Genomic DNA, 20,612 nt, shown 5'->3' with positions numbered 1-20,612 from the left:
TTTGTCCTATTATGATATGATTGGGGCAAAGGAACAAAAAGGAGCATCTCTATGGACTTGAAAAAATGGAGGCAAGAGCTGGCCTCCGTGCTGAACGGGCTGTGCCGCGAAATCCGGGTCGATGACGCCGTGATCGACTGGGCCGATATCGTGATCGAACAAACCGGCGGCGCCGGAAGATGCCCGGCCCACGCCCACACCTGGTACGAATTTAACTACGTATTGTCCGGCCGGATGCAAACCCGGTTTATGGACAAAGACGTCATGGTCCGCGAAGACGAGTTTTTCCTGATCCCTCCGGGCATGACCCATTCCCATATATACTATCGTGACGATCCGCACGAGGGCGTTTGTTTTCGTTGGCGGTTCAGGCCCGTATCCGGCACCCGCCCGGATGCGGGCGGGCAGGGCTTGTTCGAACGGCTGAGCCTGCTCAAAGACTGGCCTCCCGGCGCTTACCGCGACGATTACGGAATTCGGCCGCTGCTGGTCCAGCTGTTTCACGAGGCGGAAGCGGGCCGCTCCCCGCTTTATTTGCAGCTGCTGCTCGTGCAGTTCCTGGAAATTTTAACTTCGATTCCGGGCTCCGGTCGCCTGGCTATAGCGGAGCCGGGCGAAACCAAGGACGCCCTCGTTCGCAAGGTGGAAATCTATTTGGAGGATTTTCATGGAGAACGCCTGAACGTGGAGGAACTGGCCGCTTCCCTGCACATGAGCTACGGCCATCTTTCCCGGCTTTACAAGCGGAAGACGGGGCGGACCCTCATCGAGGAAATGAACCGGATCCGCCTGGCCAAAGCTTGCGAGCTGCTGCTTAAGCCCGAGCTATTGGTCAAAGAGGTGGCGGAGCAGTCCGGCTTCCCGGATATTTACTATTTCAGCAAGGCATTCAAGAAAAAACACGGCGTTAGCCCGCAGGCCTACCGCAAACAGCATTTGGGCCGGGAGGAACCTCGGCAGGGGCAACGTCCGTTGGGGTAACGTCCGTTAGGGCAACGTCCGTTAGGGCAACGCTAGTTGGGGCAACGCTAGTTGGGGCTACGCTAGTTGGGGCTACGCTAGTTGGGGCAACGTCACTAGGGCAACGTCCGTTGGGGTAACGTCATTAGGGCAACTTCTCTGGGGCAACGTTTGCCTTGCAACGTCTGCCGGGGCATGAGCCACCCCTTGGCTAAGGGACCACCGAGCCGTTATTTGCTCATTTCCCCGGTTATTTTAGTCTACATCCATTTTCCAGCCTAGCTAAGACACCATCGACCTTCTTCCGAGCATTTCCCCGACACATCCGGTGAATTCAGCTAAATAAGTGCACCTGAGTCACGAGTCACTAGCGTTGCATTCTCGCCACCACTCTAACGGTTGCCATAGCGCTTATTTAGCTAAAACCCGGCGATTTGGGCTCAGATTGGAGCAGATAACCGCGCTCACAACCGTTAAAATTTAGAAAGGGGCTTTTTGGGCAAAATAGCGAATAATACAACCGTTAGATTTCTGGCGTGATTTCAAATGGAATTGCGGGCAAGGTGTACCAGAGATTTTGTGTAGGCGTTAATGCAACGCCGGTGCACTTGAGTCCGTTACAATTTTATAGCGGCTGTATTTTCGGAATAAGATTTCCCTGTCCGTTAGCCTCATCCAATACCTCCATTCGGCCGCCAACAGGCCGCCAAAAGCAAAAAAAAGACCGCTTCTTTCGAAGCGGCCCTTGCTCACGCTGGAGCAACAGATATTGGATAGGAGTGGAGAGAAACCATACTGTAGTCTTAGTATATTGTATCCGTTTTCATTTTGTCAACAACTTTTTTTAGCGCTTTCATAATTTGGGCGTACTCAAAGCCTAAACGGCCTTGCGCACAGCGAAATACGGTATAATACGGCTTACCCAAATTGCGGCCTCTAAAACGCACACGCCCGGCTTTTCCCGGGCGCTGCGTTCTTTTAGTCATCTCTCGGACCACCTTACGGGCTGCCTGTCCCCCGGCTTAGACATAGACCGAGTAACCAAGCCCCTGCAGCAGCTCTTTCGCACGCTCCATCTCCGCTTCCTGGCGAAAAGAAAGGCGCATCACCCCCGGCACGTCCTCCCGGCTTTCAATAATTTGCATATTGCTTAAATTGATGTGGCGCGTTCCCAGCTCCGTGGCGATCTGTCCGATAATGCCCGGGTGGTCGGGCACGTCGATGTAGATATCGAACAAGGAAGTGATCGCGCCTTTGCGCCGTTCCGGCAGCTCGCTGCGGAAGCGGTTCGCTTTTTGGAAAGCCTCCTCAATCCCCGTTCCGTTTTCGTCCTCCAGCAGCTTGACGAAGCCTTCGATCTCCCGGTTCCAATCGTTCAGCAAATCCAGCACCACCTTGCGGTTGCTGAGCAAAATATCCCGCCAGATAACAGGATCGCTGGAGGCGATGCGGGTAATATCCCGGAACCCCCCTGCCGCAAGCATCCGGTACAGCCCGTTGGAGCTGTTGTAATCGCACACCTGGTTGACCAGCGCAACCGCGATAATATGCGGCAGATGGCTGATCGCACCGACGATTTCATCGTGCAGCACCGGATCGACGCGGACGATTTGCGCCTTCGTATACGACAACAGCTGCTCAAGGCGTATGTACACCTCCTCAGGAATGTCCGAAGACGGAGACAGCACATAATAGGCGTTCTCGAACAGCAAGGAAGAGGCCGCTTCCACGCCGGAGCGCTCGGACCCGGCCATCGGATGACCGCCGATAAAATGCACGCCGGGACGCGAAATGGCCGCGGCACTGGCGGCCACCGCCGCTTTGGTGCTGCCTACGTCCGTTACGATGCAGCCCGGCTTGAGCGGAAGCCGGTTCAGCTTCACCATATACTCTTCCAAGTTTCCGACCGGTACGCACAAAAAAATAAAGTCGGCATCCTCGGCCGCCTCTTCCATGGAAAGCGTCGCGGCATCCACGACGCCGCGCTCCACGATGCGTTTTAAAGACTCGGGACGATGCGCGTGCCCCACGACGGTGATGCCGGGCTTGCCCTTAAGGCAAAGCGCCAGCGATCCTCCGATTAAACCTACCCCAAATATGGCGATTTTTGTTGTCATGTAATCTCACTCGTTTTCTGCGAATATGCAAACCAAAAATTGAATTATACCTCTGTGGCCGACTTGCTCAGCACCTGTTCCAAAGCGTCTATAAATTTCGCGTTTTGCTCCGCCGAACCGACGGTCACCCGAATCGAATCCGGATATTTGGGAAAACCGGCGCGGATGATAACGCCAAGCTTCAGCAGCGCTTGAAACATGTCCGCGGCCGGGCGTTTAACGTCGACCATGATGAAATTCCCGTGAGCCGGAAAATAGGACAAGCCCAAGCGATCAAACTGCTCATATAAATACTGGATTCCACTGCGGTTTTTCTCGCGGCAGCCCTGCACGTACTCCTGGTCGGCCAAAGCCGCTTTGGCCGCCGCCTGCCCGATGCGGGACGTATTGAACGGCTCGCGCACCTGGTTGATCAGCTTGATCACCGCCGGCTGGCCCACGCCGTAACCGATCCGCAGCGAGGCGAGCCCGTAAATTTTCGAGAACGTCCGCAATACGACCAAGTTCGGATATTTCTCAAGCAAACCGATTCCGTCGGAATAAGCGGCATCGGTCACATACTCGGCATAAGCTTCATCCAGCACGACGAGGACATGGCCCGGTACCCGATCCAGGAAAGAAACGAGCTGCTCGTGCGGAACAATCGTTCCGGTTGGATTGTTCGGGTTGCAAATCCATACGATCTTCGTTTTTGTGCCGAGGCGGGCGAGCATCGCCTCCAGATCATGCGTGCCGTCTTTCAGCGGCACCTCGATGCTGACCGCGCCTTCGATATCGGCGTTGCTCTTGTAAACGCTGAACGTCTGATCGGCCATCACCGTTTCGTCGCCGGGCAGAAAAAACGCACGGGCAATCAACGCGATAATTTCGTCCGAGCCGCAGCCGAAAATAATTTGCTCCCGGTTGACGCCAAGATGCCCCGCCACCGCCTCCGTCAATTCCGCCGCGCTGCCGTCCGGATACAGGCTGATGTTCATAAACTCCTGCTCAATGGCGGCGCGGACGCGCGGGGAACAGCCGTACGGATTTTCGTTAGAGGCCAGCTTGATCACATCATCAAGGCCGAGCTCTTTTTTTACTTCTTCGATCGGTTTACCGGGCTGATATACCGGCAGACCCACGATCTGGGGTTTGGGCAACATGCATTTTTCCTCCCTTTGTAACTTTCTCCCTGCTATAATCAGTTGAACTAATGAAAAACGGTGAGTTAGCCAATCGAAAGAAATCTGCGAACAACAGCGATCGTAAGAACATTTCACGGCTGCCCTATCATCTGCATTCAAAAGTTCAACTTAAATAGCCGCTATACCCTCAATTGTGCCACAAAGTCGCGAATTTGCAACAATCCCTGTTCCTTGGAAGACTCGCTTCCCAGCAGCGGCAGCGTTTCTTCGATTTTTCGCACGATCGCGCTGCCAACGACGGCTCCGTCGCAAATGTCCGCAAACCGCTCGACCTGCTCCCGGTTGGAGATGCCAAAGCCCACAGCCACGGGCAGATCGGTCTCGGCTTTGACCGAAGCGATGAATTCGTCGACGCTGGCGTGAAAAGAAGCTCTCTCCCCGGTAACCCCGAGCGAAGACACGCAGTACACGAAACCGCGGGCGCGGGCCAGAATCTGCGTGATCCGGCCGCTGGAGGTCGGAGCCACGAGCGGAATCAGCCTGACGTTTGCGTCATCCGCCAGCTCCAGCACCTCCGCCGCTTCTTCGTACGGCAAGTCGGGAATGATCAGCCCGCTGATCCCCGCTTCCCGCAGCAGGTCAAAAAAGCGCGGGAGCTCCATCTGCAGCACGGGATTGTAATACGTAAACAGCACGAACGGCAGCTTGATCCCGCGCGCCTTGGCCTTTACCGCCGTTTGAATGCACGTCTCAACCGTAATTTGGTGCGCCAGCGCCCGCTCGGAGGCGCGTTGGATGACCGGACCGTCGGCAAGCGGGTCGGAATAAGGCACGCCCAGCTCGACGATATCGGCTCCGGCCTGCTCCAGCACGGCCAGAATGTCCAACGTCGTTTCCGGATCGGGATCCCCGACGGTAATGAACGGAATGAGCGCCGTTTTCCCGGACGATTTCAGCTTCGCAAACGTCGCATCCAGCAAATTGACCAGCGCCGTACTCATAACGATCCCCTGCCTTCCGTATATGCCATAATCGATTCAACATCCTTGTCGCCGCGGCCGGACAGGCAAATGACGACGATCTCACCCGGGCTCATCCCGGGCGCCAGCTTCACAACCTGGGCCACGGCGTGCGCCGATTCCAGCGCGGGGATAATGCCCTCCGTCCGGCTGAGCAACTGCAGCGCCTCCAGCGCCTCCCGATCGGTGATCGGATAATACTTGGCGCGCTCTATATCCTTCAAATAAGAATGCTCCGGCCCGATGCCCGGGTAATCCAGCCCGGCCGAAATCGAATGCGCCGGCTGCACCTGGCCGTATTCGTCCTGCAGCAAATAGCTCATCGAGCCCTGGAACACGCCTCTTTTGCCCTTGGTCATCGTGGCCGCGTGGAATTCGGTATCCACGCCTTTCCCGGCCGCTTCGACGCCGACGAGCCGGACGTCCTTGTCCTCGATAAACGGGTAAAACATCCCGATCGCGTTGCTTCCGCCGCCGACCGCGGCCACCAGCATGTCCGGCAGCCGTCCTTCAGTCTCCAGCATTTGCCGTCTCGTCTCGTCGCCGATAATGCGCTGGAAGTTGCGCACCATCATCGGATACGGATGCGGCCCGGTCGCCGAACCGAGGATGTAAAACGTGTCGTGCACGTTGCTGACCCAATAGCGCAGCGCCTCATTGCAGGCGTCCTTCAGCGTCCGCGTCCCCGACATGACGGGGATAACCTCGGCGCCCAGCAGCTTCATCCGAAACACGTTGAGCTGCTGGCGTTTCGTATCCTCTTCGCCCATAAACACCTTGCACTCCAGACCAAGCAAAGCGGCGACGGTGGCGGTAGCTACGCCATGCTGCCCGGCCCCGGTTTCGGCGATCACTTTTTTCTTGCCCATCCGCTTGGCCAAAATCCCCTGACCGATCGCGTTGTTGATTTTGTGGGCTCCGGTGTGGTTTAAATCCTCGCGCTTCAAATAAATTTTCGCTCCGCCCAAATGCTCGGTCAGACGCTCCGCGAAATACAGCGGCGTCTCCCGGCCGGAATATTGCTTCAGCAAATAAGCGATCTCCTGCTGAAAATCAGCATCGTCTTTATATTTTAAATAGGACTCTTCCAGTTCAATCAGCGCGTTCATCAGCGTTTCCGGCACATAACGGCCGCCAAACGGACCAAAGCGTCCGTGTTCATCAGGCACTTGCGCTTGCTTCATGTTATGCTTCACCCTCTCTACGAAGGCGGCAACCTTCGCGATATCTTTAACCCCATCCGTCTCCACGCCGCTTGATACGTCGACCCCGTCGGGGCCAAGTGCATCAAGCAGATCACGCACATTTCCGGGATGCAGCCCGCCGGCAGCGAGAAAAGGAATGCCCTGTGCCTTAGCCCAACGCCGGTACGGCGCTGCGGCGCTCCAATTGAACGTCACACCCGATCCCCCGCCGTATTTCGGATCGTAAGTGTCGAGCAAGATCCCATCCAATATGCCGCTATATGCTTCCAAGGACCGTTCGCCATGAACCGATCCGTCTTGTTTTACGGAAAATGCTTTGAAAATTTTCACATGAAACGCCGCTTTGACCGCCCGGCAAAACTCCGGGCTTTCCGTGCCGTGCAGCTGCAAAATATCCAGCGGCGCCTGCCGTATAATACCCGCCAGTTCCTCGATCGAGGGGTTGACGAAAACGCCGACGCTTTGCGGACGTTCTCCCCCGCTCCACTCGCGAAGCACCGGAAGAAGCTCCGCCGCCCGGGCGCCGTCGATTTGCCGCTTGCTTGGCGCAAACACGAATCCAACGTAATCCACGGGCAAGTTCACCATTGATTTTAGCACTTCAACGCTTTGAAGTCCACAAATTTTTACCGCCGTTTCCCGCTGTTTAACCGCTGCCGCATCACTCATGAGCAGCCCTTCTTTCCGCGGTCCCCCCGGGCGCGGCCGCTTGCGGCAAAAGCCCCATCAACTCATGAACGGCCTGCCCGACATCCGCCTGGCGCATAAACGTTTCGCCGATCAGCACGCCTTTGGCTCCGTTCGCCGCCAAATACGCGATGTCTTCCCGCGTCCGGATGCCGCTTTCGCTGATCAGCGTCACTTCGGGCGGCACCAGCTCGGCAAGCGCGGCCGTCGTCTCTAGAGACACCTCAAACGTCCGCAAATTCCGGTTGTTGATGCCGATGAGCCCCGCCGTCCCTAACGCCAGCACCCGCTCCATCTCCTCGCGGTCGTGCACTTCCACGAGCGCATCGAGCCCAAGCGCCGCCACCGTCTTCAGATAATCGCGCATCTGCGCATCGCTGAGGATGGCCGCGATCAGCAGCACGGCATCCGCGCCAAGCAGCCGCGCTTCGTAGATTTGCCGCTCGTCGATGACGAAATCCTTGCGCAGCAGCGGTACCTTAACCGCCTCGCGAATGGCGGACAAATAGGCGCCGCTCCCCTGAAAATACGTCTCGTCCGTCAGCACGGAAATGCAGTCCGTCCCCGCCGCTTCATAGCTCTTCGCCAGCTCCACCGGATGGAAATCGGGGCGGATCAGGCCTTTGGACGGCGATGCCTTCTTCACCTCGGCGATCAAGCCCATTTCCCGTTTACGCCCGGAAGCGAGCGCGCGGTGAAAGCCCCGCGCCGGCGCCAGCTCCGCGATGCGCCGCTCGGCGTCGGCCAGCGAAAACACGGCGGCCAGATGCTCGACTTCGCTTTTTTTGGTCTCCACAATCCGCTCAAGATACATAACTTAATTCCCCCGTTGTCCGAATTAACTGCTCCAATTTGCTGTAGGCCTTGCCCGAATCGATTGCCGCCGCGGCGATGGCGACGCCTTCGCGGATGCTGTCCGCCAGCCCGGCGACGTAAATGCAAGCGCCGGCGTTCGCCAGCACAATGTCCCGGTAAGCGCCTTTTTCTCCGCTCAGCACCCGCTGCACAATCGCCGCGTTCGTCTGCGGATCGCCGCCGATCATTGCGCCGAGCGGATACTTGCCAAGTCCCAAATCCTCCGGCTGCAGCTCGTACGTCGTCACCACGCCGTCCTTCAGCTCCGATACCCGCGTTGCCGACGAGAGGCTGATTTCGTCCAGCCCTTCCTCGCTGCTGACGACCAGCGCCCGCTTGGAACCGAGCTCGCGCAGCACCTCGGCGATCGTTTCCGTTCTCGTGCGGTCGTAAATGCCGAGCACCTGGCGATCCGCGCCCGCCGGATTGGTGAGCGGCCCGAGCATATTGAACACGGTCCGGATGCCGAGCTCTTTGCGCGGGCCGGCCGCATGCTTCATCGAAGGATGATAAAGCTGCGAGAACATAAAGCAGAGGCCGATTTCGTCCAGGCACCGCTTGGCCTGCTCGGCGTCGAGCTGAATGTTCACGCCCAGCGCTTCCAGCACGTCGGCGCTGCCCGAACGGCCCGAGGCCGAGCGGTTGCCGTGCTTCGCTACCCGCACCGACTCCGACGCGGCCACGATCGCCGCCGTCGTCGAGATGTTGATTTTGTGGATGCCCGATCCGCCCGTACCGCAAGTATCCAGCAGCCGGCTCGTTTCCGTCGCAATCCGGCTCGACGCCCCGCGCATCGCCTCCGCAAAACCGGTGATCTCCTCGACCGTCTCGCCTTTGATGCGCAGCGCCGTCAGCAGCCCGCCGATTTGCGCCGGCGTCGACTCGCCGTTCATGATCGCCTGCATGACGCCCCGCGCTTCCTCCCGTCCCAAATTTTGTCCTTGAATCAGGCGGTTGATCCCGTCCTGCACCGCTTGCTGTCCTGCCATGGCCATTCGCTCCTTTCTTTATTTTCCCGGGATATATTCGTATAAATAGTCTTGGTTCAGCACATCGCCGTCCTTGGCTGCGGGCGGAAACATCTGCTCCGCCGTGCGGATCGCCGTCAGCAGCGCTTTGGCCTTGTTCACCGACTCTTGATATTCGTTTTCCGGCACGGAATCCCAGACGATCCCGCCGCCGGCCTGCACGTAAGCTTTTCCGTGCTTAAACACGATCGTCCGGATCGTGATGCACGAGTCCATATTGCCGGAAAATCCGAGATACCCGATCGCCCCCGCATAGGTGCCCCGGGCTTCGTTCTCCAGCTCGGCGATGATCTCCATCGCCCGCAGCTTCGGCGCCCCGGATACGGTGCCCGCCGGCAGGCAGGACAGAAAAGCGTCGAAAAAGTCCTTGTCGCCGCGCAGCCGGCCGGAAACCTTCGAAACCATGTGCATCACGTGCGAATATCGCTCGATTTCCATGTACGACTCGCATTGAACGCTGCCGAATTCCGAAACCCGGCCCAAATCGTTGCGGCCCAGGTCGACCAGCATCAGATGCTCGGCGCGCTCTTTTTCGTCCGCAAGCAGCTCCGCTTCCAAGGCGAGGTCGGCCGCCTCCGTTGCCCCGCGCGGCCGGGTGCCGGCGATCGGCCGCGTCTCGACCCGCCCGCTGTCCACCTTCACCAGCGCCTCCGGCGACGTTCCGACGATGATCTCGCCGTCCAGCTTGAGATAGTACATGTAAGGAGAAGGATTGAGCGTGCGCAGCACCCGGTACACATGGAGCGGATCGACCTCGGTTTCGATATGGAACCGCTGCGACAGCACCACTTGAAAAATATCTCCGGCGCGGATGTATTCCTTCCCTTTCTCCACATTAGCGATAAACTGCTCCTTGGTCAGGTTGGAACGGACATCGCCCAAATCGGTCACGACCGGCATCGGGCGGCGGTTGAAGCTTTCGCCCGGTCCTTCCTGGTGCAGCAGGTCGGCCGCCTCGTCCAGCTTCCGTTCCGCCAGCTCGTAAGAACGCCGGATGTCCTCGTCGCGGTCGCCTTCCTTAACGTGCACGTTGGCGACCAGCAGAATCCGCTGCTTGACGTGGTCGAACACGATCACCTGATCGCAAAACATAAACTGCATATCGTCCATATTCAGATCGTCCACCCGGTGGGCGGGAAGCTTTTCGTAATACTGCAGCAAATCGTAGCCGAAAAACCCGATCGCTCCGCCGGTAAACGGCGGCATTTCCGGAAGCTTCGGACTGCGGTAACTCCGCAGGATCGCTTTCAGCTCATCGAGCGGCTTCGCCGAACGCAGCGTTTCTTTGCCGCCTGCACGTTCCAGCACCACTTCTCCTTTTTTCGCCGCAATCGTCAAAAACGGGTCGGTGCCGATAAAGGAATAGCGCGCCCACTGGCTCCCGCCCTCCACGCTCTCCAGCAAAAATGCCCGCTCCCGCTGGGAGACGCGGCGGAAAATGCGGATCGGCGTCTCCAAATCGGCGAGCAGCGTCCGGGTAATCGGGATCAGATTGTAATCTTTAGCCAAAGCAATGACCTGTTCTACTTGCGGGGTTGCCATGTCTCTCACTTCCTTATCGGGATATAAAAATAAAAAAACCTCTACCGAAGTAGAGGTCCAAAGATTTGCGGTTTATAAGGAAAGCCATCCCGCCCACGTGTCCCGCACTGCAAATGTCAAAGGTTGCCCTGCGCTCGACATACGGCAAACCAATAACCTGCGTGAACTGCTATAGTGCGTATTGGCTATCGCTCAACTAAACTCGACTCATCTCAACTATACTCTACTCGGCTCTAAATCATCTCAAAAACTTAGCTGGCTCTAGGCAAACACTAACTCACAATAACTGAACTATACGATGCAAAAACTCGCTCATCTAAAATCTTAAACTTACTATACCTTATGTCGAGCCCGTTTGGCAACACCGGTTTTTAGGCAGCCCGGCCGCTCCTTAAGAATTGGACGCGCTCAAGTCCGGGCGCAGGCTTTTCGCTTCGTTCAAATAAACGTGTTTCATTTCCCGCTGCCCTTTGGTCGTGTTCACGTGAATCAACAGGCGGATGCATTTCGGCAGACCGCCTTTCACCGGGATTTCCGTCGAACACATCAGCGGCACCATATCCCAGCCGCTCAGGCCGCGGATGGCCCGGGCCGGAAAGGTGGCGTCCAGATCGGGGGTTACCGTAATCCAGACGCTGGCGATATCCTCGGGTACGATTTCATTCCGGTTCACGATTTCTTTCAGCAATCCGGCCGTCGCCTGCAAAATTTCCTGCTCTTCGTTGCGGGTCACGGTCGTCGCCCCGCGAATTCCTCGGTTATACATGGGGTTCCTCCTCTTTCAATTCCGCGATCACCCGCCGCACCTCGCCCAGCGCCACATCGCTGACGATTTCCACCTGGCCGATAGCGACGGGCAAAATAAACACCAGTTGCTGTTCCTTGAACTTCTTGTCGTGCATCATCGCTCCGATCAGCTTCTCCTCGTCCAAATGGCGCGGCATTGCCGTCGGCAGCTCAAAGCGCTGCAGCAAAGCGACGGTTTCTTGATACAGGGCGGCATCCCGGCCCCGGTTCACCGCAAGCTTCGCCGCCGCCGCCATCCCGATCGAAATCGCTTCTCCGTGCAAAAATTCGCCGTACCCGCCGATCGCCTCGATCGCATGTCCCAGCGTATGCCCCAAATTCAGGATCGCCCTGAGGCCTTGCTCCCGTTCGTCCACGGACACGACCTTCGCCTTGATAGCGCAGCCCTGCGTCAGCCCGAAGCCGAGCGCCTCCGGGTCAAGAGCGAGCAAATCGGACGCGTGTTCGCGGCACCAGGCGGCGAACTCGGCGTCCCAGATCAGCCCGTGCTTTACCATCTCCGACAAGCCGGCGCGCACGTCCCGGGGCGGCAAGCTTTGCAAGCTATCCACGTCGTACAGCACCATTTCCGGCTGATGAAAGGCGCCGATCATGTTTTTGGCCAGGCGGTGGTTGACGGCCACTTTGCCGCCCACGCTGCTGTCATGCGCCAGAATCGTCGTCGGCATCTGCACGAACGGCACGCCGCGCATGTAGCTGGCCGCCACAAAGCCGGCCAAATCGCCGACGACGCCGCCGCCGAGAGCCACCACAGCCGAGCGGCGGTCCAGACCGCCTTCGATCGCCGTCGTCATGACGTCTTCGTAAACGTCCAGCGACTTCGATTTTTCCCCGGCTTTCACCACTTTGCTCACCGTCGTGTACCCGCTTGCCTGCAGCGAAGATTCCACCGTTTCCAAATATAGGGGAGCCACATGCTCATCGGTTACGAGCAGCACCGGGCTTTTTTTGGACAACTGATGGTTCTCGAAAAACTCTCCCGCTTTCCCAAGCAAACCGCCGCCGATATAGATCGGATACGAACGCTCTCCCAAATCGACCTGCAGCGTTCTCATCAGTAACTCTCCAATTGGTTCAGGTAACCCTGATAATTCCGTTCGACTTCTTCGATGGAGTCGCCGCCGAATTTCTCCAGGAACGCCTTGGCGATTTCCCAAGCCACGACATGCTCCAGCACAACGCTGGCCGCCGGAACGGCGCAGGCGTCGGAGCGTTCCACCTGAGCCGCAAACGGCTCGCGTGTGTCGATGTCCACGCTTTGCAGCGGCTTGTAAAGCGTCGGAATCGGCTTCATCACGCCGCGCACCACGACCGGCATGCCGTTGGTCATGCCGCCTTCAAATCCTCCCAGGCGGTTGGTCGCCCGGTAATACCCGCGCTCCTCGCTGTAGAGGATTTCATCGTGCACCTGCGAGCCCGGAATCGTCCCGGCTTCGAAGCCGATCCCGATCTCCACGCCCTTGAAGGCGTTGATCGACACGACCGCCTGGGCGATCCGGCCGTCCAGCTTGCGGTCGTATTGCACGTGGCTGCCGAGCCCGACCGGCACGCCCTCCACGATGCATTCGACGATCCCGCCGATGGAGTCGCCTTCCTCCTTGATTTTGTCGATATAGGCTTCCATCTTCTTCTCCGTTTCCGGATCGGCCACCCGAACCGACGACGCTTCCGTGACCCGCGCCAGCTCATCCAGCGGCAAGTTATGCGGCGGCGCTTCGATCTCGCCGATGCGGATGACATGCCCGGCGATCCGCATGCCGAAGCGCTCCAGCAGCTGCTTGGCTACGGCGCCGACGGCTACCCGCACGGCGGTTTCCCGCGCGCTGGAGCGTTCCAGCACGTTGCGCAGGTCTTTCAGGTTGTATTTCAAGCCCCCGTTCAAATCCGCATGTCCGGGACGGGGCCGGTGCACTCTGCGCTTCTCTTCGTCCGTCCCTTCGATCGGCCAGGTGTTCATAATTTTTTGCCAATGCTTCCAGTCATTGTTTTCCACCACCAGCGCCACCGGCGCCCCGGTCGTAAAGCCGTGCCGTACGCCCCCGACGATTTGCGCCGTATCCTTCTCGATCTGCATCCGCCGGCCGCGGCCGTACCCTTTCTGACGGCGGGCCAACTCAAAATTGAGCGCGTCGGGATCCAGCTGAAGATTGCTCGGCAATCCCTCGATAATCGCAGTCAACTGGGGTCCATGCGTCTCCCCGGCGGTCAAATAACGTAAACTCATGATGATGCGTTCCCCCTTTAAACTGTTAAACTGTAAAGAACTAAAATCCGATAATTTCTTTGCTCATTATAATATTTATCACCGGGTCTGTCACGCGCGCGATTCAACATTGCGGCAATTTCTTCTTTGTTTCCGCCTCTTCCTTTGCGGACGAGACAGGAAAAAAACAATGCCGTCCGAGAGCCCCGGCGAAAACTTAAGGGCAAAAAAGGGCGTTATTCCGGCGCTATCGCCCATTGAAAGAGGAATAGGGACAATTTATGCCGCTATTTTCCCGAACCGCAAGGAAATGCCCGCGAACTGCACCATACATAGAAAAATAAGTACAAAAAATGCCGCTAATGGGGATGAATATACGTGACTCCGTACAATAAGTACATAAAGTGCCGCTATTTTTGAAGTCCGTTATAAACATGCTCAATCCGGATAACCCCGATAACCCGGATAACCCGGGATAATCCGGCTAACAAGAACAAAAAGTTCCGCTAGCCCCAAATAGTTATCCGAACTTCTACTCCGCAGCGCAAAAAGGCATAACCTGCCATCTCCTGGGGTTCCTTTCAAGAGAGCAGGCTATGCCTTAAACATTCAAGCACCGCGAATTTAACGTTATTCCTGTGTTTCACGGACATTTACCCCGAAGCCGGGCGGTTGTCCAAAGCGGCGGGCCGCCGCGAATCCGCCGGGAAATCCTCAAGCATCCGCTTCAGATGGGAGCCTTCGATGCCCAGCACCTGAGCGCATTCCTGCGGCGTCAAAAACCCGCGTCTGTAAGCTTCGATCACTTTTCTTTTGTCCATGGCCTGTCCTCCAATGCCAAATGACCTTATGGCTACAAGTATTGGAAAATACAGCCTGGAATATACAGTCGGCTTTTGAAGATATAAGAATGAAACCGCTTGGAATTTTCGCATCCTTATATCGCAAGAACAAACTTCCTCTTAAAACGGTCTGGCTGGCCTTTTAGAAAGTATATCGAGATGAGTTTTACTTATGGCGAAGTATCTCGCAGCAGCAGATTCGGCATCGAATCTTGAATTCAGCCGGGTGGGGCGGGGCGGATGCTTCCGAAGCATGTTTCCTGCGGAAACATCTCCGTTGCTCACGTAGGATTTACCAGCCAATGCTTGCGAGGCCCATTGGCGTTGCATTAACTATTGCTCAACATTTCTTTAAAAGCGTTGGCTTTCGAATCGATACAGTCGCCCGCCGGCAATCTAACGGTTGTAACAGCAGCTATTTATCGAAAAAAGACCTTTTCTAAATGCTAACGGTTGCCAACGCCGTTATTTGCCTGACTCCAAGCAAAAATTGCCGATTTTCAGTGTAATAAGCTCCATTGCAACCGTTACAATTTGAAATCAACGTTTTTGGAACAAATAGCGCTTGTGGCAACCGTTAGAATATTAGTGTGCTCAGAAAATGTATCTTGCCAAATTTAAATGCAACGCTTGTGTACGAGGCCGTTTTCTACGATACCGTTTAGCTCCGCTGCTCACTCCCTGGCTTCATCTAACCTAAAGCGTTTTGAAAAAAACGCACTTCGAAAGCATCTGCATCTGCCTCGCCCCTCAAAACCCCGACTCAACCTTGATGGCTTCAGGATTCTAAGCTTGTTTCCGGTAAAAAAACGTTTCGGTCGCTTCCAAACCGTATTGGCCCGGCGAAAAAATCTGCTCCGTGCTGCCGACGAACAAAACGCCGCCCGGGCGGAGCGCTTCGGAAAACTTATGATAAAGGCCCTGTTTGGCTTCCTCCGTGAAATAAATCATCACGTTCCGGCAGACGATAAGGTCAAAGCCTTCTTCAAACCGGTCCAGCAGCAGGTTTTGCTTCTTGAACGTCACGGCCTTCTTCAATTTGGCGTCAAACCGGTACATCGCGCCATCCGGCGCGAAATAGCGCTGCGCTACGTCCTTGGGCACATCCTTGAGCGAACGCTCCAAATACAGCCCTTCCTGCGCTTTGGCCAGCGCCCCGTCATCGATGTCCGAAGCCAGCAGATAGGTGCGGGGGAGCAGGCCCATATCCGCCAATATCATCGTCAGCGTATACGGTTCTTCCCCCGTGGAGCAGGCGGCGCTCCAAACCCGCAACTTGCCCCCGTCCTTTGCGAGCTCGGGCAAAACCTTGTCCCGCAGCACTTCCCAACGATTCGGGTTGCGCCAGAACTCCGAGACGTTGATCGTCATCTTGTCGAGAAATTCGTAAAAGAGCGCCTTGTTCCCCATCATCGCCGCATAGAAATCCGCGAACGAGGAAAAGCCGTTTTTGTTGCGAAGCGTCGTCAAACGCCGCTTCATTTGCGCTTCCTTGTACTGGGCCAGATCGATGCCCGTGCTCTTCTTGATGTTTTGAATAAAGCCGAGGTAATCCGGATCCGGTGCCGTTTCTGCGTTGTCTGTCCGAGCAAGGTCGGGAATGATCCGGTTCATATCCATCGGCTTACACTTCTTGAATAATTGATGAGTTCATGCGGAGCGAAAAAATTGGCGATCTCGCGTTCCGCGCTTGCCGGTCCGTCGGAACCATGGATCAGGTTAAACGGCGTATGGGCGGCAAAGTCGCCGCGAATCGTGCCGGGGAGCGCCTCCGTCACTTTCGTCTTGCCGATGACCATCCGGGATAAAGCAATGATATCGTCGCCCTCCCACACCATGGCGAATACCGGCCCGGACGTAATGAAGCCGACCAATTCGTCAAAAAAAGGCTTTCCCTCGTGCTCCGCATAATGCTTTTTGGCTTGGGCTTCGGATACTTGAACCAGCTTGCCGGCGATCATTTGAAACCCCTTATCCTCAAACCGGCTAATGATCCGGCCGACCAGACCGCGTTGTACCCCGTCCGGCTTAACCATCAAAAACGTTCGTTCCATGGATTCCCTCCCGAAAAATCGCGTCGTCGTTATAAACTTTATAAACATCGCCTTGAAGAAGGCGGTTTCACCTGCATTTTACCAAAAAAAAGCGAAACCCGTAAAGCTAAATAATTCGTGTTTTGAACTACCGCTAATAGGAGCGTTTGTTGACAAAGTGCGCAATTTCCTGCAAATGAGCCCGGGATTTGTTGTCGGGAAGTTCGCTTAAAGCGTCCAGCGCCTTGCGGATGAAACGGTCCGCCAGCTCCTCGGCCCGGCGGATTCCCGGGCTGGTCCGGATCATCTCGATCGCCCGGGACACGTCGCCGCTGCCGTCTCCCGCTTGAATCCCGCGGATTTCCCGCAGCAGCGGCTCCCGAAGCTCCGGCTCCTGCAGGGCGTAAAGGACCGGCAGCGTAATGTTCCCTTGCCGCATATCGCTGCCGGGCGGTTTGCCGATCACCTTCTCCGTGCCGAACAGATCCAGCAGATCATCGCGGATTTGAAACGCCATTCCGACATTGTAACCATAACGATAAAGCAATAAGTTCACTTTGTCCGGGGCCTCCGCCGCCATCGCGCCAAGCTGGCAGCTGATGGCGATCAGCAGCGCGGTTTTGCGGCGGATGCGCAGCAAATAATCGCGGACGCTTTGCTCGGTGTTGAAGAAATCGCGGATTTGCTCCATTTCCCCGATCGACATCTGCACCATCGCTTTGGCCAATGTCCGGTGTATGTACGGGTTGCCCAGCTGCGTAACCTGCATCAGCGCCTTGGCGTAAATATAATCTCCGGTATACATCGCGATCCGGTTGTCCCATTTCGATTTGACGGTCGGTTTGCCGCGCCGGGTTTCGGCATCGTCGATCACATCGTCATGCACGAGCGATGCCGAATGGATCAGCTCCAGCGGAACGGCGATATATTGCAGCTGCTGCAGATCGTAATTGCCGAACTTGCCGCCGAGCAGCACGAACACCGGCCGCAGCCGCTTCCCCCCCGCCTTCAGCAGATGCAGGGACGTTTCGCTTAGGATGCCGTCATCGCCGTCGATGCTCCGGTACAGCTGCTGCTCGATAAAATCCATATCCTTTTTGAGTGCGCCGAAAATGTCCATAATCTTCATTTCTTCACCCGCGTCAACGAATTGTCACTCCACATCTCTATTTCCACCCGATGGTCAAGCAGGCCCATCTCGTAGGCGTACCTAAAATATAAAGCCAGACCGGCCCGGCGCTGTTCGCCGAAATCATAGCGGATATGGCTGCCGAAATACCGGGTCCAATATTCCGGCGTTCCGCCGATTTCGTGGCAAGCCCGTGCGACGAGCGGCGTCAAATCGCCCAGGCTTTGCCGTTTGCTCGCCTCAAACGCCTCGCATACCGCGGCCAGATATTCGCCGTGTGCTTCCGCAAACGTCTTTTGCACGGCCCACACCGCAAAGGTCATGCCGTAACCGGTCCATTTTTTCCAGACTTCCCCTAAATCGGTCACGATATAACCGTGATCCCGCCAGGAAGCCTCGATGGCATGGTCCCCGATCAGCAAGGCGGCGTCGCTCCTATCCATCATGGCATCGAGCTCGGGTTCGCTGTCCCAATAGGTCGGACGCCCGCCGTAAGCTTTCTCCATAATGATTTTCAGCAGGTTGACCGAGGTCGCCGACGTATTCGTCAGCGCGATCGTTCCGCCCGCAATCTGTTCCGGGGGTTTACGCGAAAACAGCAAAATCGATTTAACCGGGCCGTCCGAGCTGACGGAAAGATCGGGAAGCAGCAAAAACCGCTCCGCACCGTAGCCGTAAGCAAAAGAAGACACCGGGGATATATTCAGCGCGCCGCTCAGCATTTTGCGGTTCAGCGCCGAAGGCACCTCGGTGACCAGACGGCTGCTTTGCGGCAGGCGCGAAACGTCGAAATGATGAAATACGGGCCATACGTTGCTGTATTTGATTTTTCCGATGAGGATGTCGTTATTCTCCCGGTTGCACATGGTCATCCCCCCATCTTTTGAACAAGGCATGCTCAATGCCCAAATTATCCAGCACCTTGCCGACCAAAAATTTAACCAGATCGTCGATCGTTTGCGGTCCGAAATAAAACGCCGGCATCGCCGGGATGATGCGTACGCCCAACCTGGCCAGCTTCAGCATATTTTCCAAATGGATCGCATGAAGCGGCGTTTCGCGCGGAACGAGCACGAGCGGCCGGCCTTCCTTCAGCATAACGTCCGCGGCCCGGGCCATTAAATTATCGGATGCGCCGCTGGCGATCGACGAGAGCGTCCCCATCGAGCACGGCATCACGATCATGCCGCATGTGAGGAAGGAGCCGCTGGCGATCGACGCGCCGATGTCGGCCACGTTGTGGTACACGAGCTTTCCGGGCAAACGCCCGAACTGCTCCTGCAGCGTTTCCTCCCGGCTGGCAGTATTCCAGCCAAGCTCCTCCTTCAGCACGCGCCAGCCCGCGCCCGACACGACCAGATGCACCGTAAACTCCATCTCCAGCAGCGTTTCGATCAGCTTGACGCCATATACCGAGCCGCTGGCCCCCGTGATCCCGACGACGATAGCCTTTTGTCTGTCCATCAGTAATGCCGCACCACCAAATCAATCAAAGTAAAGGAAAAGACCACGATGCTCAGCACGCCGTTCATTGTAAAAAAAGCGGTTTGCAGCCGGCTGAGATCGCCCGGGGACACGATATGATGCTCGTAGAATAAAATTAAATAAGCGATGATCATGCCCGCGATATACCACCAGCCGAGATCGGTCATCAGCAGCAGCGCGATAAAGCCGAGCGCCGTGATGATATGGAAGGCTTGGGCGATTTTCAGCGATTTGGCGACGCCGAAGCGAACGGGGATCGAATGCAGCCCTTCCTTGATGTCGAATTCCACGTCCTGGCAGGCGTAAATGACGTCAAAGCCGGCGATCCAAAACGTAATCGTCACGAAAAATACCATGGCCGTCCAGTCCACCGTGCCGGTCACGGCCGCCCAGCCGCCGAGCGGCGCCAGCGCGATCGTCAGGCCAAGCACGACATGGCAGAGCCAGGTGAACCGTTTGGTGTAAGAATAAAACACGAGCATAAAGACCGCGATCGGCAGCAGCTTCAAAGCCAGCGGATGCAGCTCCGCGGCGGCCCAGAACAGCAGCGCGAACGAAACGATGACGAAGGCGACCACTTCCCCGATTTTCAAAAGTCCCGCCGGGATGGCCCGGTTTTTCGTGCGCGGGTTTTTGGCGTCGCTGACCCGGTCGATCAGCCGGTTCAGCCCCATCGCCGCGCTCCGGGCCCCGAACATCGCCAGCAGCACCCAGCCGATCTGCGGCCAGGACGGAAGGTGGTTGTTTATAGTCTGGGATCCGAGCAGCGCGCCCATGAAGGCGAAAGGCAGTGCGAATACCGTATGTTCGAATTTGATCATTTGCAGGAAAATTACGAGTTTTCTAAACATGAGGCGTCTCCTTTGTTCCAAGATGCAAGGCGGCGACCCCGCCGGTTAAAGGATACGCTTCGACCTTCGTTAATCCGGTCTCCCGGAAAATTTGCGCGAGTTCCTCGCGGCCGGGAAATTGCATCAGGGACTCCGGCAGCCATTTGTACTGTTCGTAGCGATTGGCCACCAGCTTGCCCAGCATCGGAAGTACTTTTTGGAAGTAAACATAATAAATGCTCTTAAACGGCTGCCAGGTGGGCTTGGACGCCTCAAGGCAAACGACCATCCCGCCCGGCTTGACGACCCGTTTCATCTCCCGCAGCACCTGGTGCAGGTCGGGCACGTTGCGCAGGCCGAAGCCGATCGTGGCGTAGTCGAACGAATCATCGGCAAACGGCAGCTCCATCGCGTTGCCTTGAACCAGGGTAATCGCCTGCTCCAAACGGCGTTCCTTGATTTTGCGGCGGCCGTATTCCAGCATGTGTTCGCTGAAATCGAGCCCGGTAATCTGCCCTCCGCTCGTCTCGGCCATGCTGATCGTCCAGTCGCAGGTGCCGCAGCACAAATCGATGGCCGTAGCCCCCGGCGGCATGTTCATCTTGGCCATCGTAAATTTGCGCCAGGCCTTATGGCGTCCGAAGCTGATCAAATCGTTCATCATGTCGTATTTGGGCGCGATGTTCTCAAACACTTCGTGTACGTACTGTCCCTTCGAGTCGGGCGACATCTGTCTCATGAATAAC

20 protein-coding genes and 1 pseudogene are annotated in these 20,612 nt (G+C 56.7%); 1 reads left to right on the top strand and 20 read right to left on the bottom strand.

Going from position 1 to position 20,612, the window contains the following annotated elements:
* Nucleotides 1-51 precede the first annotated feature (51 nt).
* Nucleotides 52-981, top strand: a complete 930-nt coding sequence (locus NYE74_RS16275; protein WP_341004938.1) for an AraC family transcriptional regulator — start codon at nt 52-54, stop codon at nt 979-981.
* A gap of 782 nt (nt 982-1,763) precedes the next feature.
* Here NYE74_RS16275 and NYE74_RS16270 read toward each other — a convergent pair.
* From NYE74_RS16270 to NYE74_RS16175, 20 genes and pseudogenes are all read right to left on the bottom strand, one after another.
* Nucleotides 1,764-1,946, bottom strand: coding sequence for a hypothetical protein (locus NYE74_RS16270; RefSeq protein ID WP_316560943.1), 183 nt, complete (start codon nt 1,944-1,946; stop codon nt 1,764-1,766).
* A gap of 36 nt (nt 1,947-1,982) precedes the next feature.
* Entirely contained in the window at nt 1,983-3,077 is a 1,095-nt protein-coding gene (locus tag NYE74_RS16265; protein WP_124332667.1) for a prephenate dehydrogenase, read from the bottom strand.
* A 44-nt stretch (nt 3,078-3,121) separates the two neighbouring features.
* The gene (gene hisC / locus NYE74_RS16260; RefSeq protein WP_036621946.1) at nt 3,122-4,219 is read right to left on the bottom strand and encodes a histidinol-phosphate transaminase; all 1,098 of its coding nucleotides are present in this window, start codon (nt 4,217-4,219) and stop codon (nt 3,122-3,124) included.
* A 161-nt stretch (nt 4,220-4,380) separates the two neighbouring features.
* Complete coding sequence (trpA, locus tag NYE74_RS16255) at nt 4,381-5,202, bottom strand: tryptophan synthase subunit alpha (protein ID WP_341004935.1); 822 nt, start codon at nt 5,200-5,202, stop codon at nt 4,381-4,383.
* The gene (trpB, locus tag NYE74_RS16250; protein WP_036627961.1) at nt 5,199-6,404 is read right to left on the bottom strand and encodes a tryptophan synthase subunit beta; all 1,206 of its coding nucleotides are present in this window, start codon (nt 6,402-6,404) and stop codon (nt 5,199-5,201) included. Before trpB ends, trpA begins: the two co-directional genes overlap by 4 nt.
* Nucleotides 6,405-6,431: 27 nt before the next feature.
* Nucleotides 6,432-7,094: pseudogene (locus NYE74_RS16245) on the bottom strand (phosphoribosylanthranilate isomerase); the annotation flags it as partial.
* On the bottom strand, nt 7,087-7,926 hold the full coding sequence (trpC, locus tag NYE74_RS16240; protein ID WP_341004933.1) for an indole-3-glycerol phosphate synthase TrpC: 840 nt from the start codon (nt 7,924-7,926) through the stop codon (nt 7,087-7,089). The gene trpC and the pseudogene NYE74_RS16245, both read right to left, overlap by 8 nt.
* Nucleotides 7,916-8,956: an anthranilate phosphoribosyltransferase gene (trpD, locus tag NYE74_RS16235; protein ID WP_036621944.1), complete on the bottom strand. Its 1,041-nt coding sequence runs from the start codon at nt 8,954-8,956 to the stop codon at nt 7,916-7,918. Before trpD ends, trpC begins: the two co-directional genes overlap by 11 nt.
* A gap of 18 nt (nt 8,957-8,974) precedes the next feature.
* On the bottom strand, nt 8,975-10,537 hold the full coding sequence (gene trpE / locus NYE74_RS16230; protein ID WP_341004932.1) for an anthranilate synthase component I: 1,563 nt from the start codon (nt 10,535-10,537) through the stop codon (nt 8,975-8,977).
* Between the two features lie 391 nt (nt 10,538-10,928).
* The gene (gene aroH, locus NYE74_RS16225; RefSeq protein WP_036621942.1) at nt 10,929-11,303 is read right to left on the bottom strand and encodes a chorismate mutase; all 375 of its coding nucleotides are present in this window, start codon (nt 11,301-11,303) and stop codon (nt 10,929-10,931) included.
* Nucleotides 11,296-12,399: a 3-dehydroquinate synthase gene (gene aroB / locus NYE74_RS16220; protein WP_341004931.1), complete on the bottom strand. Its 1,104-nt coding sequence runs from the start codon at nt 12,397-12,399 to the stop codon at nt 11,296-11,298. The genes aroH and aroB overlap by 8 nt, the downstream gene beginning before the upstream one ends.
* Nucleotides 12,399-13,568 (bottom strand): chorismate synthase, encoded by a 1,170-nt coding sequence (gene aroC, locus NYE74_RS16215; RefSeq protein WP_036621937.1) that lies wholly within the window; start codon nt 13,566-13,568, stop codon nt 12,399-12,401. Before aroC ends, aroB begins: the two co-directional genes overlap by 1 nt.
* Nucleotides 13,569-14,200: 632 nt before the next feature.
* Entirely contained in the window at nt 14,201-14,368 is a 168-nt protein-coding gene (locus NYE74_RS16210) for a hypothetical protein (protein WP_164815325.1), read from the bottom strand.
* Nucleotides 14,369-15,175: 807 nt separating this feature from the next.
* Nucleotides 15,176-16,009, bottom strand: coding sequence for a CheR family methyltransferase (locus NYE74_RS16205; protein WP_036621932.1), 834 nt, complete (start codon nt 16,007-16,009; stop codon nt 15,176-15,178).
* The gene (gene ndk / locus NYE74_RS16200; protein WP_036621931.1) at nt 16,000-16,443 is read right to left on the bottom strand and encodes a nucleoside-diphosphate kinase; all 444 of its coding nucleotides are present in this window, start codon (nt 16,441-16,443) and stop codon (nt 16,000-16,002) included. Before ndk ends, NYE74_RS16205 begins: the two co-directional genes overlap by 10 nt.
* Before the next feature lie 133 nt (nt 16,444-16,576).
* The gene (locus NYE74_RS16195; RefSeq protein WP_036621930.1) at nt 16,577-17,551 is read right to left on the bottom strand and encodes a polyprenyl synthetase family protein; all 975 of its coding nucleotides are present in this window, start codon (nt 17,549-17,551) and stop codon (nt 16,577-16,579) included.
* A complete protein-coding gene (locus tag NYE74_RS16190; protein WP_341004930.1) occupies nt 17,548-18,417 on the bottom strand; it encodes a menaquinone biosynthetic enzyme MqnA/MqnD family protein in 870 nt (289 codons plus the stop codon). Before NYE74_RS16190 ends, NYE74_RS16195 begins: the two co-directional genes overlap by 4 nt.
* Nucleotides 18,398-19,015, bottom strand: a complete 618-nt coding sequence (locus tag NYE74_RS16185) for a UbiX family flavin prenyltransferase (protein WP_213509543.1) — start codon at nt 19,013-19,015, stop codon at nt 18,398-18,400. Before NYE74_RS16185 ends, NYE74_RS16190 begins: the two co-directional genes overlap by 20 nt.
* Nucleotides 19,015-19,887 carry a UbiA-like polyprenyltransferase gene (locus NYE74_RS16180; RefSeq protein WP_036621926.1) on the bottom strand — a complete coding sequence of 291 codons (873 nt, stop codon included), beginning with the start codon at nt 19,885-19,887 and terminating at the stop codon, nt 19,015-19,017. Before NYE74_RS16180 ends, NYE74_RS16185 begins: the two co-directional genes overlap by 1 nt.
* Nucleotides 19,880-20,605: a demethylmenaquinone methyltransferase gene (locus NYE74_RS16175; protein ID WP_371861045.1), complete on the bottom strand. Its 726-nt coding sequence runs from the start codon at nt 20,603-20,605 to the stop codon at nt 19,880-19,882. The genes NYE74_RS16180 and NYE74_RS16175 overlap by 8 nt, the downstream gene beginning before the upstream one ends.
* Between the last annotated feature and the right edge of the window lie 7 nt (nt 20,606-20,612).

It is taken from the genome of Paenibacillus sp. FSL P4-0127, assembly GCF_038007325.1.
GTDB classification, from domain to species: domain Bacteria; phylum Bacillota; class Bacilli; order Paenibacillales; family Paenibacillaceae; genus Fontibacillus; species Fontibacillus macerans.
This window is presented reverse-complemented; position numbering and strand designations above follow the sequence as displayed.